Origin of the sequence: Paenibacillus borealis (assembly GCF_000758665.1) — a bacterium.
GTDB classification, from domain to species: Bacteria; Bacillota; Bacilli; order Paenibacillales; family Paenibacillaceae; genus Paenibacillus_AQ; species Paenibacillus_AQ borealis.
Window position 1 is genome coordinate 3,477,035 of record NZ_CP009285.1, and the last position, 14,438, is coordinate 3,491,472.

Here is a 14,438-nt window from a genome sequence, read left to right on the forward strand (position 1 = left end):
GTGGAGGTGGAACCCATAAGGCGGCTACTGCTGATTCTGCCTGTTCTTCTGGTTGTTCTATTAAGCGGCTGCCAGAATGCTTTCGGCTACATTAATTCAAGATGGATTTCTGAAATTGATCTGACCTATAACTCTATAGAGAGCCAAGCGGAGACGGCTCCCTTTGAGTCCAGGATCTTCAAAGATGGCGATTTCATTAAGACGATGGCTACGGCCATGAATACAAGCAAACGTATTGCGGGCGAGCTGGATTACGATGCGGACTTCCGCATGAAGCTGGTGTACGGAGACGGCTATACAGAGGAATTTATTCTGGGTTTAGGCGAGCAGGAGGGAAACGCCGGTCTGCTGCTATCCGCTGAGCGCAGCGGGACAGGCTATACTGTCTCCGCCAAGAATGCCGATAAGCTGCGCAAGCTGATCTTCAGCGGGGGAAGTGCTGCTGCCGCGAAGTCCGAGGCGGATGAGGCATCGGTAGTGACACAAGGTCCGGTGACGATCTCACGCAATTCCTTGTTTCCGGTCACAGGAAACAAGGAATTCCTGAACCTGCAGCTGCTGCAAGGCAGCTACAGCGAGGATTGGTCCAGCCCATCCCCGCTGGCAGGACGGAGCTGGAGCGGTCAATTCCGGCTGGTCATTACAGATGAACAGGGTGAAGCACTGGGCACGTTCGCGCTGAGCCGACATTTCACTGAAGAATTAAGCTTCGGCGATTTGTTCCAGATTCAGTTCGCTGATTATAACGGGGACGGTAATCCCGATTTTACGATTGGCCAATATGGTTCTTCGAACGGATCATTGTTCAAGCTGTTTACATTGAAACCGGATCATTCGATCCAGGAATTGCAGATTAAGGGTGCGGCATCCGGGCTGTTTATCAGCAGTCCTGACCGGTATTCCGTCAAGCTGGAGACTGTCGAAGGCGGTTTCCGGGCGGACCATTATGACAACGCTCCTGGCAAGCAGATTGAGACTGTATACCGCTGGGATGGAACTGCCTTTCAGGAAGCGGCCCCATGAACCGCAGCTGAGAAGATTAGGAATTGGAGGACCTGCAATTGTACAATATAATCGCTGTAATCTCCGATATACATAGCAACTTGTTTGCACTTGAAGCTGTGCTTAAGGACCTGGACAATCTGAAGGCGGATCTTATCGTCAATCTGGGCGACAGCCTGTTCGGGCCGCTAGATCCTCTGGCTACTGCCGGACTGCTGATGCAGCGCAAGGAAATGATCAACATCATGGGGAATTGTGACGAGCATCTGCTGGAGGAGACGGGCACATCGCCCACCTACCGTTATGTTAAACCGCTGCTCCGGGAACAGGAAGAGACCTGGATCCGAAGCCACTGCGGAACGTGGAGCTACGATGGATTATTGTTCTGTCACGGAACACCGTGGAGCAATGCCGATTACCTGCTGGAGGAACTTACGCCAGCTGTCGGTCCGGCCTATAAGCCGGCGGAACAATTGGCGGCGGAGCTGCACAGGATAGAGGAGCGGATTGTTTTTTGCGGGCACAGCCATGTGTTCCACTTGCTGGAGCTGCCGGAAGGTAAGCAAGCGGTGAATCCCGGAAGTGTAGGCCTGCCCGCCTACGAGGAGAAACTGCCATATCCCTATGTTATGGAGTCGGGCACGCCCTTAGCCAGTTATTGCTTGTGTATCAGAGACAATGGTTCACCGGGCGGCTGGCGTATTGTCCACAGGCTGGTTGAATACGACTGGGACAAGGCGGCGGATCTTGCGGAAGAGGCCGGGCGGCCTGATTATGCGGTGGCCATCCGCTATGGACGGATGACCGGGGAATCATCAGAGACGAGAGGAATGTGAACAGGATGACGAGCGAGACACTACAGGATTTGCAAGGACTGAAAGCAGCCGGTAAAGTGGTAGGCCACACCATCGCGGAGATGAAGAAAAGTATAGTTCCCGGAATGACGACTGCAGAGCTCGACGATGTGGGAGCGAAGATTCTGAAAGCTTTCGGCGCGAAATCTGCTCCTAAGATAACCTATAACTTTCCCGGCACCACCTGCATCAGCGTTAATGAAGAGGTGGCACATGGAATTCCGGGACAACGGGTGATCCAGGCCGGAGATTTAATCAATATTGATGTCTCGGCTGAATTGAACGGGTACTACGGAGATGCAGGGGTATCTTTTCAACTGCCTCCTTATAATGAGAAGCTGGTTCATCTTTGCCGGAGTACAGAAGAAACAATGATGAGCGTAATTAATCACCTTAGAGCAGGGATGAAGGTGAACGAGATCGGCCGGGTGATGGAATCGGAGGCGCGCAAGCGCGGCTACAAGGTTGTGCGCAATCTCTGCAGCCACGGCATCGGCAAATCTTTGCATGAGAAGCCTTATGAGATCCTGCCGTTCTATAATCCGCGGGTAACCACAGTGCTGAAAGAAGGCCAGGTCATTACCATAGAGCCTTTCCTGTCTACGGGTGCTGATTTTGTAGAACAGCAGTCGGACGGATGGACGCTCAGTGTGGCGGACAACAGCCGCGTTGCCCAGTATGAGCATACGATTGTAGTGACTAAGGGCAAACCGATTATTCTGACCAGCGCCTAAGAGATTAGCATCCATGAACATACAGATACGGTCTGCCCTCATAAGGGTGGACTTTCTTTGTTATTCCGAACCTACACCTACAAATAGAGGGACAATGAGAATGGATAATGTACCGCAAGTCAGCAACGCTTTTAAGACGTTTATGAAGGAAGCACCAGAGCAGCATCGAGCCTGGGTGGAAGCTGTGCATAAGCTGGATGCAGCAAGTGCGCTTGATGCCCTAACAGAAGAGATTGCCTATATCTCCGTACTCGCGGCGGTTAGGCTGGAAAGCGGGCTGGCCTTTCATGTTAAGCATGCCAAATCGCTCGGCGCTACCCGGGAGGAGATTATCAGCGCAGTCCTGCTGCCTCTTCCGGCTGTAGGCAATGTAGTCATTCAGGCCTTGCCCGTTGCTTTGCAGGCTTACGACAGCGAGTAGAATCACGGGACGACGGATATTGAAGGAGCGGGTAGTGTGAAAATTGCTTTTATTCTGTTTGACGGCATTACGTTTCTGGATTTCGCGGGTTTTTATGATGTGATCTGCAGGCTGGGCCAGTTCCCCGCAGGGGAAGGGCTGGAGTGGGATATCTGCGGTCCGGCCGGGGAAATCAGAGATGAAATGGGGCTTACGGTAAGAATCGGTAAAGTGCTGCCGGATTTATCGGTATATGATCTGGTATTTGTACCAGGCGGGTTCGGGACGAGGGGATTGCGTCATGACGAGAGCTTTATCTCCTGGCTTCGGGGAGCAAGCGGAGTTCCTTATCTGGTATCCGTATGCACAGGAGCCCTGCTGCTGGGTGCTGCAGGATTGCTGGAGGGGCGCAGGGCCACAACAAATGCACCGGCGTATACGCTGCTGGAGCCTTATTGCCGGGAAGTGGTCCAAGCCCGGATTGTGCAGGACGGGAATGTTATTACCGGAGGCGGTGTCTCCACCTCAATTGATCTGGGGTTATATCTGATATCACTGTTTGCCGGCCGCGAAGCAATGGCTGCCGTGAAGCAGCAGATCGACTATCCCTATGACGCGCAAGGCATTGTAATGTACTCTAATGAGGGAAACCATTGAAACTTCTGAATGAGCTGCTGTCAGACAATCACAGACAAGCTGATCCGGAACATCTGCGCGTATTATCCAAAGAGCTGGAGTATGCGCTAAGCCTGTTTGTTGCAGGATTGACAATTGTCTAGAATGTAACTATTATTGTTGCATCTGCCGGGAAGCATTCTGGTCAGCCGAAGGAGAGATTTCCATGAACATCAGCACCCGGTTTGCGGTAGCTATTCATATTCTAACTTTAATAGACAGCAACAAAGACGGTAAGAGCACCTCCGAGTGGATTGCCGGCAGCGTCAATACGAATCCGGTTGTCATCCGCCGGCTTACAGGCATGCTGAGCAAAGCAGGTCTGGTGGAGGTCCGCCCCGGTGTAGCCGGAGCGAAGCTTACCCGCAGTGCTGCTGAGATCACGCTTCTGCAGATTTACAAAGCGGTTAATGCAGTGGAGGAGGATTCGTTGTTCTCTGTGCATGAGCACCCGAACCCCGAGTGTCCGGTAGGCAAGAACATCGCCGGGGCGATTGTTCCCGTGTTCTCGCTTGCGCAGAAAGCAATGGAGAGTGTACTGCAGGAGGTTACGCTGGATCAGATCGTACATCAAATTCCTGTTTCGTGAGGCAGAGGAGGAATGCGTTATGCGAAACTCTAAGCGAAAGCGAAAAGGTGCAGTTTTGTATATAACACTGTTGCTGGGCCTTGTGCTGCTGGTTCTGCTCATCTTCCCTTCTCCTACACCTGAACTCGCTGTACGCAAGAGCCTGTTGATCCGTGATCCTGCAGCTGCATTTACAGGCAACGTTACAGAAGGGCGGATTAAGAATGATCCAAGGTACGGAGATCTGTACTATGCAGAAGATACAGAACGAAGCTATATCTATGTGAAGAAAAGCTGGCTGGGCTGGTATGCAGCCTCAAGCGGCACCGGCCCTTGATGTAAGATTCTGCAGACTGCCACAGAAACTTAAGGAAACTTTCAGCAGACATTTATGTACTTTTAAGGTTCGGGGAGTATATTAAAGATCTCCACCCCCCAGTGGATACATTTATGAAAGACCCCGCCGTGCCTCGGCAGGGTCTTTCTCTTTGTCTATGACTCCTATTGCGTTTTTTGTAATTTCAGCAAACCTTTATGTTCTTTTCATCAGGCATTAAGCTTAAGCCTGTATATTAATCACATGACCCCCTTATAATAGACTTTGGCCCTGCCGGATACCGGCAGGGTCCTTTTTTTTCGGCTGCCGGAAATCGCCGCTGTTGTCTTTACACATTATTCCAGATGGTTTAGACTGACACCATGTGTGGTTTGCTGCAATAAATGGAGAAGAGGCGCTGATATGATGATATTCTTAGTACTGATTATATGGTTCCTGTCGCTGCTGGTCTTTATGCTGATTATCCGAAAGGCCATTGATGGATCCAGGGCGACCTACAAGCTGGACGAATTAATTCAGGAAATCCGGCTGCTCCGCAAGGAGATCAAGGACAACAAGCATATTATAGACAAGCGGCTGTAGCGGACGGGGGCTGTCTGCAGCTGATCGCTAAGGAGTGATTACTTAATGATTCTGTTTCACAGCGGGGATCTGAACGTCCGGAGGCTGGAAAGGGAAGATGCACCCCTGCTGGTACGGTGGCTCTCCGATCCCGCAGTGCTGGAGTATTACGAAGGCCGGGACCGTCCGCATGATCAGACGCTGGTGCAGGCACATTTCTATGAGGATGAGGCGGATGAGATAAACCGCGGGATTGTACAGTTCAAAGACCGTCCCATAGGTTATATCCAGTTCTATCCTGTGGGCAGGGAAGAGAAAGAAGAGTATGGTTATGCGGATTATGCAGGCAAGATCTACGGCATGGATCAGTTCATCGGTGAGCCGCAGATGTGGAATCGAGGCATCGGATCACTATTGGTAGGCGGGATGGTGAAGTATTTGCTCGAAGTGGAGCAGGCCGGCCTCATTGTCATGGACCCGCAATGCCGGAACCACAGGGCGCTTAGAGTGTACGAGAAGAATGGTTTTGTACGCGAAAAGCTTTTGCCGGAGCACGAGTGGCATGAAGGTGAATGGAGGGACTGCTGGCTCATATCCTATAATTCTAAATCTTAATTTTACATATGAGTAAGGGGATATTGTACATGAAGAATCAATTTGCAATCCTGGGGGCCGCACTGATTCTGGGCCTTTCGTTTGTGGCGGGCTGCCTGCTTATCAGCAACGGCCGGACAACCGGCAGTGAGCAGGCTGTTCTGAGCCAGAGCGCAGTCCACCCACTCCTGACTCTTGCCGAGACGGCGGAGCTTCTGCGGATCAGTGAAGATCAGGTAATCAATATTATCAAAGCGGAGAATTCGATTTTGAGCAATAACGGGCCTTACGAGGGCGTGATGCTGCCTTATATCAAAGTAGATGATAAGTTCCTGTTCAGCTATCTGGAAATACAGAGCTGGGTTCAGCAGGCGACACTTGAAAAACGGGTATATATGGGCACGAAGATTACCAATAGATGAGACTTGGGGAGTAAAGGAGCGCCAAATGAAATTTTACACAAAATCCTGGTATGAAGAAATGCAGGTGCGCGGCTTCATGGTGTTCCCTGAGACGGAGCAGGATTGGCTGGAGGATGTTGCGTGGCATGTTGCAGAAGGAATCAGCTACGAGGACAGGGCGAGGGATTTCCTGGAATACCTGAAAGCGGATTTGCTGAAGTACCTTCCGGATTACTTCCATCCCTCCATTCATGACGGAACGATCAATTCTTCTTATCCTGAACCTGAGTTCAAAGAGCAGGCGCAGCAATGGTGTAGTGAATACGAAGCCAGGATGAAGAGGCTGAATGATGAATACTACAGCGGGTATCTTTCTACTAAGCACAACCTCCCTGTAAATGCTGTTCAGTTAGTCGAGAAGTCTCTCCATGATGCCAGGGTGATTTCGTATGCTGTGCCGTCGGAGGATGTTGTGGAGATCATTCTGGACTGCAGCGGAGCCATGCATTACCAGTGTGATATCAGTCTAACCTTCACCAGGGTGAACAGGTTGGAGCTGCCTGAATCCCTAACGGGAATGTACTGGCTATATACCGAAATTTATGCGGTGGAACAAGGGTTTGAATTACGGGTTCTGCTGGACCCGCCGCTAAGTGAGCTTAGGATTACTGCACAGGATGTATCTTTTGAAAAGCTTAGTGAACCCAAATACTACGGATGATTCCTTCGGAGCCTGGCCAATGGGCCGGGCTTTTTTATAGGAAATTATGATCTTCGTCTGTCGTAGATAAGTTTCATTGAAACTTTGAGCTTATCCGTAGAAATGAGCTGAATGTATGTGAAAAACCGAATACAATGTGCCAATGGTAGGGTAGATGAACCGAATGTATGTGAAAAACCGAATACAATGTGCCAATGATTGATTAGGTAGACAACCAAATGAGGTATGAAGTCCTCTGATTCCGCCGGAAGTCGGCTGAACGGGGAATTTAAGGGATAAATCACTTTGATCTAACCAGTTAGATAATTTAACTATTGGATTACCGCGTGATTCGCTCACCGGACGATTTTCAAAAGTAATTGACAAACATATAGAGTGCAACTATACTAAAGTTAGTTAATGTGTAACGGAAACAGTTACAGGCTTGAATGGAGATTTTATAAACAGTCAACACTAAGCAGCACTGGGCACGAACGGCACCGGAGGATTTGTCTTTCTGCATTATCCATCAGCTTTTAATCAGGAGGAATTTATATGACAACAACAGCAGCACTGCCGCAAGAACTGGAAATTGGACTTGTACAGATTAGAGTAAGCAATTTGGAGCGTTCGCTCACCTTTTATCAGAATGTAATAGGACTGAAGATTCTGCGCCAGCAGGGGCGTGAGGTTGAAATGACGGCGGACGGCGTGCATGTGCTGCTGGTGCTGCGGGAGATTGAACAGGCTCAGATTCTGCGCCGTAACTCGGCTGCCGGGCTGTACCACTTCGCAATTCTGCTGCCTGACCGTCCGAGTCTCGGACTGGTGCTGCGTAATCTGATTGATTCGGGCATCGAGATCGGCCAGGGCGATCATCTGGTCAGCGAAGCGCTGTATCTCCAGGACCCTGACAATAACGGCATTGAGTTGTACCGTGACCGGCCGCGCGACACCTGGAAATACGATGCGGCAGGCGGTGTGGTGATGACAACAGATCCGGTTGATGTGGACGGCTTGCTGGCGGCTTCCGAAGGCTTGACCTGGACCGGACTGCCTGCCGGCACGGTGATCGGGCATGTGCATTTTCATGTTGGTGATCTGGCAGAGGCGAAGAAATTCTATGTGGACGCGCTTGGTTTTGCAATAACCACCCGTTACGGGGATGCGGCTCTATTCATTTCAGCTGGTGGGTATCATCACCATATGGGGTTGAATATCTGGGCGGGGCAAGGCGCTAAGGCGGCTCCGGCCAATGCGGCAGGCATCGATTACTTCACTTTGCTGCTGCCGGCAAGCGCAGATGTCTCCGAAGTAGCGGAACGTGTGAAGCAAGCGGGATACCGTGTAGAAGTAGAAGGCGGAATCACTACCGTGAAAGACCCGTGGAATATTGGAATCCGGCTGCTCGTCAAAGGCTGAAAACAATGAAAACTTGTCCATCTTCGCTCATTCCCCTATAATATGTGGAAATAAATGAGCGAAAGGATGAATCTTTTGCACAATTTCAAAATGGCTTATGTTGTCCTCTGTCACAAGAGCCCTCAGCAGATTAATTTGTTGATCGATCGTTTAACGGATGAGCATGTGGAGTTTTTCCTGCATGTGGATAAGAAAAGCGGGATCGAAGAGCAAATTATCCATCGCGAAGATATTCATTTCGTAGAGCACCCGGTAGACGTACAGTGGGGCCATTACGGCCAGATTGAATGCATCCTGAAGTGTTTTGAACTGATCCGGGCGAGCGGGAATTATAATTATGTTCATATTATCAGCGGCCAGGATTTGCCGCTTGCCTCCAATAAGGTGATTGCTGATTTCTTCAAGGAGCATGAAGGGCAGGAGTTCGTCAAACATCTGCAGCTTCCGAATGAGGCGGAAATGTGGGGGTGCATGTACCGGGTGTCTGTGTATTATCCGAGGTTCCTGGTCTCCCGGGCCAAAGCTGTCTCAGAGATCCGCAACCGTTACATCAACCTGGTGATGTCTGTACCCTGGCTTAAGCGTAGCCTGAAGGAGCTGCCTGAGGAGCTGTACAAGGGCTCGAACTGGATGTCGCTTACCGGGAAATGCATGGAGTATATACTCGAATTTATCGCGGAGCATCCCGGGTACGTCCGGTTGTTCAGGAATTCGTTCTGCGGCGATGAAATCTTCTTTCATTCCATTATTTTGAACAGTAAATATAAGGACAACGTAATCAATGAAATCAAGCGCTACACGGATTGGAACACTGGTCCGGAATTCCCCAGAACACTGCGGGCCGAGGACTATGAACGGATTCGCGCGCAAGGTGCAGGCTGCTTCTGGGGCCGGAAGTTCGATCTGGATGTCGACAAGGAGATCATCAGCGATATTCTGCGGCTGGCTTGAGGCACTAACTATCATAGGAGGCTTATACAGTGAAAATTGCAGTAATCGGAGCAGGCGGCAAAGCAGGCAGTGAGATTGTGAAGGAAGCGCTGGACAGAGGACATGAGGTTACGGCTATAGTACGAAACGCTGCGAAGGTTGTAGGCAGCAAGGCGGCTGTGCTGGAAAACGATATCCTATCCTTGACCGCTGAAGATTTGCAGGGCTATGATGCCGTCGTAAATGCATTCGGAGCCCCGTTTGGACAGGAGCATCTGCATGTGGAAGCAGGTAATGTACTGATTGACGCCCTTAAGAATGTACCGGATACCCGGTTGGTTGTCGTCGGCGGTGCGGGAAGCCTGTACGTGGATGAAGCCCGGGCGGTGAAGGTTGTGGATACACCGGGGTTCCCGGATTTTGTGAAGCCAACAGCCCTGAACCAGGCTAAGAATCTGGAAATTCTGCAAGGAACAGAAGGACTACGCTGGACCTTCGTCAGTCCGTCAGCCAATTTTGCCGTCGGGGAGAGAACAGGCGCGTATGTGAAGGGCAAGGATCATCTGCTCGTTAATTCCAAAGGCGAGAGCTACGTAAGTTATGCCGACTATGCGATTGCCATTGTGGATGAGCTTGAACAGCCACAGCATATCGGCGAACGGTTCACGGTGGTGTCCGAATCCTGATCCTGAAGCTGCTGCTTCTGCAGTGAGGCAGCCGGATGGATGCTGGAAAGAGAATATAGCGGGAGGCACAAGCGGAGATTCCGGTGTGCCTTCCGTTTATTGGCGTTTATGCAGGCACTGCAAATTTAGGATATAATTATTTTAAATACATAATCGGGAGATGATGGGGCTTGGAGACTTTTCTTGCAGTGCTGCTGATGCTCGGGCTAATCGCGGTATCGAATATCGTGAACCGTTTCATTCCGTTTGTGCCGGTTCCTCTGATTCAGATCGGACTCGGGATCATTGCCGCACTTGTGCCGACCGGAATACATATGTCTTTTGAGCCTGAACTATTTTTTGTATTGTTCATTGCCCCTCTGCTGTTCAATGACGGGAGACGGACACCGCGTGATGAGCTGTGGAACCTGAGAGCCCCGATACTGCTGCTGGCGCTGGGGCTTGTATTTGTAACCGTATTTGTCGCGGGTTATGCCATTAACTGGATGATCCCTTCAATCCCGCTGGCGGCTTCCTTCGCGCTGGCGGCGATTCTGTCACCTACGGATGCTGTAGCGGTCGGTGCGCTGGCCGGAAGAGTGCATCTGCCGAAGAGCATTCACCGTATCCTTGAAGGCGAATCGCTGATGAATGATGCCTCAGGCCTGGTCGCCTTCAAATTTGCAATTGCGGCCATGGTTACCGGAGTCTTCTCGCTTCCTAAGGCATCGCTCAGCTTTGTGATGATAGCCGCAGGCGGACTGTTGCTGGGTGCGGTGCTCTCATTTCTGCTGATCCGCCTCAGCGTGTTCATCCGCAGATTCGGCATGGAGGATGTTACGATCCATGTGCTGCTGCAGATTCTTACGCCGTTTATTATTTATCTGATCAGTGAAGAGATCGGTGTATCCGGCATCCTCGCTGTCGTAGCTGGTGGTGTAATGTACGCCATCGAGAAGGATCGGGCCGTATCGCCGCAGTATAAGCTGCAGCTTGTATCAGCCAGCACCTGGTCGGTGCTGCTGCTGGTATTGAACGGGCTCGTATTCCTGATCCTCGGAGTGTCCGTACCGGATGTTGTGGAGGTCATCTACCGTGATCAGACGCTGAACAACTTTATGGTCACAGGGTATGTGATGGCGATTACCGCGCTGCTCATTGTACTGCGGTTCCTCTGGGTCTATGCCTATTCACTATGGGAGAGCCGGTTCCGCCGGGTAGAGAAGGCACCGCTTAAGTCACAGGTGATTACATCAATCTCCGGTGTGCGCGGAGCGGTAACTCTTGCCGGTGCCTTCTCCATTCCGCTCGTGCTTGGGGACGGTATTACGCCATTCCCTGAACGGGATCTGATTATTGCGCTGGCTGCAGGTGTCATTCTGATGTCACTGGTCATTGCCAGCATCTTCCTGCCGCTGCTGGCAGACAAAGAGGAGACCGTGGTCCAGACGATTGGATACGGAAATACAGAGCTGGCAGCCAGAAATGTAGTGATTGACGCCGGGATGTCGATGCTGCGCAGCCTGGTTACGGAGAGCCCGGAGCAGACGAAACAGCCGGTGTTACTGGAGTTCACAGACAAGATCGACCGGCTGTGTACCGCCAAGCCGGACAGTGATCCGGCAACGGAGCAGTTCAGGCGGCTGGGCGTAGAGGCCCGGCTGAGCGGCCTGGAGGCAGAGCGCACAGAACTGCGGCGGATGCTGGAGAACGGGGCGGTCCCCGCCCCTGTCGCCGTGAAGATGGAGGAGCTGCTGGATCATACGGAATCGCTGCTCTGCAGACGGCTGGACACGCAAATTAAATTTACAGTAACTGAAATCCAGCGCCTCTTCTCCAGCCTCTTCTCCGGCCGCTTCAATGGGGAAGAAGGACGCCGGGCAGTGCAGAATGCCGAAAGTGCCCGGACGGCGAAGATTGCAATGTGTCAGGCAGCCGTGTCAGCCGTCAGCGCCGGAATCAGTGACGAGAACCGCCTGGCTTCGCAGAAGGTCATAGACAAGTATGAACGGCTGGAATCCCGGCTGGTGCAGGGCGAAGGCTGGAGCAAAGACGGCGTCGTTGATGATGAGAAGCTGGAGCTGAAGCTGCAGGCGATTCAGGAGCAGCGGAATACCGTGCAAGAGATGTATCAGAACGGGGCTATTAATCTCAAGGTCGCGGGTAAGCTGCGGCGGTTCGTGGATCAGCTGGAAACATCTATTTGGGAGGATTAATGAATTATGGGGGAACTGCTTGCTAGCGGGCTGCACTTTGCAGAAATTACTGAGGAACATCTGGCCGGTGTGCTAGATATTTATAACTATTATGTACTTAACACCACCGTCTCCTTTCATACCGAGCCGCAGACCTTGACGCAAATGCGTCAGTCTGTGCTGAATGGGGACCCGCGATTTAAATCGTATGTCCTTCTGCAGGACGGAGAACTGCAGGGCTATGTGCTGATTACCAGACATAAGAACAAGGAGGCCTACGATACTTCCGGTGAAGTCAGCATTTACCTGAAGCCCGGCAGCGGAGGACAAGGGCTGGGCGGGCAATCGCTGCGGTTCATTGAAGAGCGGGCTAACGAGCTTGGGTTCCATGTGCTGGTAGCTACCGTATGTGCAGACAATGAGCCCAGCCGCCGCCTGTTCGCGAAGCACGGCTATGAGCAGAGCGCCTTGTTCAAGGAGATCGGCCGCAAGTTCGGCCGGTGGCTGGACATTGTCAGCTATCAGAAAATTATCGGCTAATCGTTGGCCGTTGCCAGAAGCCGCTAACTAAATTCCTGCACGAAATACAACATTCTCCTTATGATATCGGGAGTAGTCAAGAATTGTTGTAGGAAATGCAGCATTTCCCCCTTATCCGAGCAGTTACGCAGGGCAATTATTGTATTTCATACAACAATTCTTAAGAATCACCCGGTATCTATAGACCTAAGTTGTAATACGTACAACAATTAGGCCTGTGTATGTATACGATTCAAACAGTAATTCGCTCACTTGGCTGGGCCGGGCGGCGACTTGGAGAGTTTCACGCTACGTACTCCATGTATGGATTGCCAACTGCATAAATACAGTATAGTTACTGTTAATATTGCATTTAATACGGACGGTTTGGTGAACCTAACAGGGAAGCTGGCACCGATGATGCATCCGTACAACGCAATAAGCCCGCTTGCCATGCAGGGACCAGGTCCATGCAGGCTAGCGGGCTTATTGTGCGTTAGACGCGCGGGACAGCGTCAGAGTACGGGGAAAGGGAACAAGCTATTCGGAGGTGTTCTTCCTGCGGAACATCTGTCCAAGCACCTCGCTCAGCACCAGTCCGGCGGCGATGGCCCCGGAGAGAAGAAGTGCCTGTACCCCAAACTGAATCCCCTGGTTATTGTCATTCTCCACGAACTTGCGCATGGCATCATAAGCGAGGCCGCCCGGAACCAGCGGGATAATTCCGCCGACGCTGAATATGATCACCGGCATTTTGAAGGAACGGGCAAAAAATTGGCTGATCACCCCGACAACCACGGTGGCGCCGAAGGTGGCAACAACGGTATCCCATCTGTCATCCAGCTGCAGGTACAGCATCCAGCCGATCATTCCTGCGAAACCGCATTGAAGCAGTGCGCGCACCGGCGCATTAAACAGAACGCAGAAGGCGGAGGCAGCAATGAAACTGGTTATAAGTTGCAAAATCATGAAGGACTACCTCTTTCAAGTGGTGATTAGAAAAGTGACAGCACCAGTCCAATGCCGGTTCCAATGGCAAAGGCGGTCAGAAATGCATCTGCTCCCTTAGACAGGCCGGAGACCAGATGGCCGGCCATGAGGTCACGGACTGCATTAGTGATGAGCAGTCCCGGCACGAGCGGCATGACGCAGCCGATAATAATCTTGTCCATCTCCTGTCCGATGCCGAGCTTGACGGAGAAGAAGGCCAGCAGGCCAATCAGAAATGAGGCGATGAACTCCGCGAAGAAACGGATCTGTACCAGGCGGTGCAGATAGGTAACGGCGGCGAAGCCGACTCCGGAGATCAGCAGCGACGGCAGGGCATCCCACAGGCTGCCCTTGAACATCACGGTGAAGCAAGCACCGGTCAAGGCGGCAGCTAGAGTCTGCAGCCAGACTGGATAGGCATGTGCCGCGTCGTCGACCGTACCCAGACGCTCACGGGCTTCGGCCGCGGTGAGCTGGCGTTCGCTAAGCCGTCTTGAGATGTCATTGACCTCGGACACTTTTTGCAGATCGGTCGTCCGTTCGGCTATCCGGAACAGCTTCACCGGTTCGGTTCGGCTGGTGGTGAACATAATGACTGTCGGCGTAACGTAGCTATGCGCTCCAGGGAAGCCGAGCGATGCGGCCATCCGGCTCATGGTATCCTCCACGCGGTAGGTTTCGGCGCCGCTTTGCAGCATGATTTTACCGGCCAGCAGGCACAGGTCTATAATATCATGCGCGGTAGTATTGCTATTGTTGCTTGTGCTATCCAACTTCGTCGATCCTCCCCGGGAATGTTATCTATTCGATTGTCGCCGCAATGTGTGAAAATTTCAACCTTTATTCGATATAATCTGGCGAATAATAAAATTTTATCAAAAAGATAAAATG

Annotated in this window: 19 protein-coding genes; 17 read left to right on the plus strand and 2 right to left on the minus strand. The window is 51.6% G+C overall.

Annotated features, from left to right (window positions below):
• The first annotated feature begins 6 nt into the window (after positions 1 to 6).
• The 17 genes from PBOR_RS14405 (at position 7) to PBOR_RS14480 (ending at position 12,578) form a co-directional block, all read left to right on the plus strand.
• A complete protein-coding gene (locus PBOR_RS14405) occupies positions 7 to 1,023 on the plus strand; it encodes a YhfM domain-containing protein (protein ID WP_167549542.1) in 1,017 nt (338 codons plus the stop codon).
• A gap of 38 nt (positions 1,024 to 1,061) precedes the next feature.
• Positions 1,062 to 1,838: a metallophosphoesterase family protein gene (locus tag PBOR_RS14410; protein ID WP_081972049.1), complete on the plus strand. Its 777-nt coding sequence runs from the start codon at positions 1,062 to 1,064 to the stop codon at positions 1,836 to 1,838.
• Positions 1,839 to 1,843: 5 nt separating this feature from the next.
• Positions 1,844 to 2,590 (plus strand): type I methionyl aminopeptidase, encoded by a 747-nt coding sequence (gene map, locus PBOR_RS14415; protein WP_042212692.1) that lies wholly within the window; start codon positions 1,844 to 1,846, stop codon positions 2,588 to 2,590.
• 100 nt (positions 2,591 to 2,690) lie between these two features.
• The gene (locus tag PBOR_RS14420) at positions 2,691 to 3,011 is read left to right on the plus strand and encodes a carboxymuconolactone decarboxylase family protein (RefSeq protein ID WP_042212695.1); all 321 of its coding nucleotides are present in this window, start codon (positions 2,691 to 2,693) and stop codon (positions 3,009 to 3,011) included.
• A gap of 36 nt (positions 3,012 to 3,047) precedes the next feature.
• On the plus strand, positions 3,048 to 3,647 hold the full coding sequence (locus tag PBOR_RS14425) for a DJ-1/PfpI family protein (protein ID WP_042212697.1): 600 nt from the start codon (positions 3,048 to 3,050) through the stop codon (positions 3,645 to 3,647).
• A complete protein-coding gene (locus PBOR_RS38365; protein WP_281192307.1) occupies positions 3,644 to 3,769 on the plus strand; it encodes a hypothetical protein in 126 nt (41 codons plus the stop codon). Before PBOR_RS14425 ends, PBOR_RS38365 begins: the two co-directional genes overlap by 4 nt.
• Before the next feature lie 62 nt (positions 3,770 to 3,831).
• Complete coding sequence (locus PBOR_RS14430; RefSeq protein ID WP_042212700.1) at positions 3,832 to 4,254, plus strand: Rrf2 family transcriptional regulator; 423 nt, start codon at positions 3,832 to 3,834, stop codon at positions 4,252 to 4,254.
• Positions 4,255 to 4,273: 19 nt separating this feature from the next.
• Entirely contained in the window at positions 4,274 to 4,570 is a 297-nt protein-coding gene (locus PBOR_RS14435; protein WP_157764036.1) for a hypothetical protein, read from the plus strand.
• Positions 4,571 to 4,972: 402 nt separating this feature from the next.
• Positions 4,973 to 5,152, plus strand: coding sequence for a hypothetical protein (locus PBOR_RS14440; protein ID WP_042212705.1), 180 nt, complete (start codon positions 4,973 to 4,975; stop codon positions 5,150 to 5,152).
• Between the two features lie 45 nt (positions 5,153 to 5,197).
• A complete protein-coding gene (locus PBOR_RS14445; protein WP_042212706.1) occupies positions 5,198 to 5,746 on the plus strand; it encodes a GNAT family N-acetyltransferase in 549 nt (182 codons plus the stop codon).
• Between the two features lie 29 nt (positions 5,747 to 5,775).
• The gene (locus PBOR_RS14450) at positions 5,776 to 6,147 is read left to right on the plus strand and encodes a hypothetical protein (RefSeq protein WP_052429480.1); all 372 of its coding nucleotides are present in this window, start codon (positions 5,776 to 5,778) and stop codon (positions 6,145 to 6,147) included.
• A gap of 25 nt (positions 6,148 to 6,172) precedes the next feature.
• Positions 6,173 to 6,847, plus strand: a complete 675-nt coding sequence (locus PBOR_RS14455; protein ID WP_042212709.1) for a DUF4085 family protein — start codon at positions 6,173 to 6,175, stop codon at positions 6,845 to 6,847.
• A 534-nt stretch (positions 6,848 to 7,381) separates the two neighbouring features.
• Complete coding sequence (locus PBOR_RS14460; RefSeq protein WP_042212711.1) at positions 7,382 to 8,248, plus strand: VOC family protein; 867 nt, start codon at positions 7,382 to 7,384, stop codon at positions 8,246 to 8,248.
• Between the two features lie 90 nt (positions 8,249 to 8,338).
• Positions 8,339 to 9,199 carry a beta-1,6-N-acetylglucosaminyltransferase gene (locus tag PBOR_RS14465; protein ID WP_157764037.1) on the plus strand — a complete coding sequence of 287 codons (861 nt, stop codon included), beginning with the start codon at positions 8,339 to 8,341 and terminating at the stop codon, positions 9,197 to 9,199.
• A 29-nt stretch (positions 9,200 to 9,228) separates the two neighbouring features.
• Complete coding sequence (locus PBOR_RS14470) at positions 9,229 to 9,864, plus strand: NAD(P)-dependent oxidoreductase (protein WP_042212715.1); 636 nt, start codon at positions 9,229 to 9,231, stop codon at positions 9,862 to 9,864.
• A 170-nt stretch (positions 9,865 to 10,034) separates the two neighbouring features.
• Positions 10,035 to 12,059 carry a Na+/H+ antiporter gene (locus PBOR_RS14475; RefSeq protein WP_042212716.1) on the plus strand — a complete coding sequence of 675 codons (2,025 nt, stop codon included), beginning with the start codon at positions 10,035 to 10,037 and terminating at the stop codon, positions 12,057 to 12,059.
• Positions 12,060 to 12,065: 6 nt separating this feature from the next.
• Positions 12,066 to 12,578, plus strand: coding sequence for a GNAT family N-acetyltransferase (locus tag PBOR_RS14480; protein ID WP_042212718.1), 513 nt, complete (start codon positions 12,066 to 12,068; stop codon positions 12,576 to 12,578).
• 519 nt (positions 12,579 to 13,097) lie between these two features.
• Here the strand turns inward: PBOR_RS14480 and PBOR_RS14485 are convergent.
• The gene (locus tag PBOR_RS14485) at positions 13,098 to 13,526 is read right to left on the minus strand and encodes a threonine/serine exporter family protein (RefSeq protein ID WP_042212719.1); all 429 of its coding nucleotides are present in this window, start codon (positions 13,524 to 13,526) and stop codon (positions 13,098 to 13,100) included.
• Between the two features lie 26 nt (positions 13,527 to 13,552).
• Positions 13,553 to 14,320, minus strand: a complete 768-nt coding sequence (locus PBOR_RS14490; RefSeq protein ID WP_042212720.1) for a threonine/serine exporter family protein — start codon at positions 14,318 to 14,320, stop codon at positions 13,553 to 13,555.
• Between the last annotated feature and the right edge of the window lie 118 nt (positions 14,321 to 14,438).

What these genes read in the sequence shown, in the direction of transcription:
- PBOR_RS14460 (WP_042212711.1), top strand. Translation starts at nt 7,382, where the DNA reads ATGACAACAACAGCAGCACTGCCGCAAGAACTGGAAATTGGACTTGTA.
- PBOR_RS14420 (WP_042212695.1), top strand. Translation starts at nt 2,691, where the DNA reads ATGGATAATGTACCGCAAGTCAGCAACGCTTTTAAGACGTTTATGAAG.
- PBOR_RS14450 (WP_052429480.1), top strand. Translation starts at nt 5,776, where the DNA reads ATGAAGAATCAATTTGCAATCCTGGGGGCCGCACTGATTCTGGGCCTT.
- PBOR_RS14440 (WP_042212705.1), top strand. Translation starts at nt 4,973, where the DNA reads ATGATGATATTCTTAGTACTGATTATATGGTTCCTGTCGCTGCTGGTC.
- PBOR_RS14435 (WP_157764036.1), top strand. Translation starts at nt 4,274, where the DNA reads ATGCGAAACTCTAAGCGAAAGCGAAAAGGTGCAGTTTTGTATATAACA.
- PBOR_RS14465 (WP_157764037.1), top strand. Translation starts at nt 8,339, where the DNA reads ATGGCTTATGTTGTCCTCTGTCACAAGAGCCCTCAGCAGATTAATTTG.
- map (WP_042212692.1), top strand. Translation starts at nt 1,844, where the DNA reads ATGACGAGCGAGACACTACAGGATTTGCAAGGACTGAAAGCAGCCGGT.
- PBOR_RS14455 (WP_042212709.1), top strand. Translation starts at nt 6,173, where the DNA reads ATGAAATTTTACACAAAATCCTGGTATGAAGAAATGCAGGTGCGCGGC.
- PBOR_RS14480 (WP_042212718.1), top strand. Translation starts at nt 12,066, where the DNA reads ATGGGGGAACTGCTTGCTAGCGGGCTGCACTTTGCAGAAATTACTGAG.
- PBOR_RS14485 (WP_042212719.1), bottom strand. Translation starts at nt 13,526, where the DNA reads ATGATTTTGCAACTTATAACCAGTTTCATTGCTGCCTCCGCCTTCTGC.
- PBOR_RS14430 (WP_042212700.1), top strand. Translation starts at nt 3,832, where the DNA reads ATGAACATCAGCACCCGGTTTGCGGTAGCTATTCATATTCTAACTTTA.
- PBOR_RS14445 (WP_042212706.1), top strand. Translation starts at nt 5,198, where the DNA reads ATGATTCTGTTTCACAGCGGGGATCTGAACGTCCGGAGGCTGGAAAGG.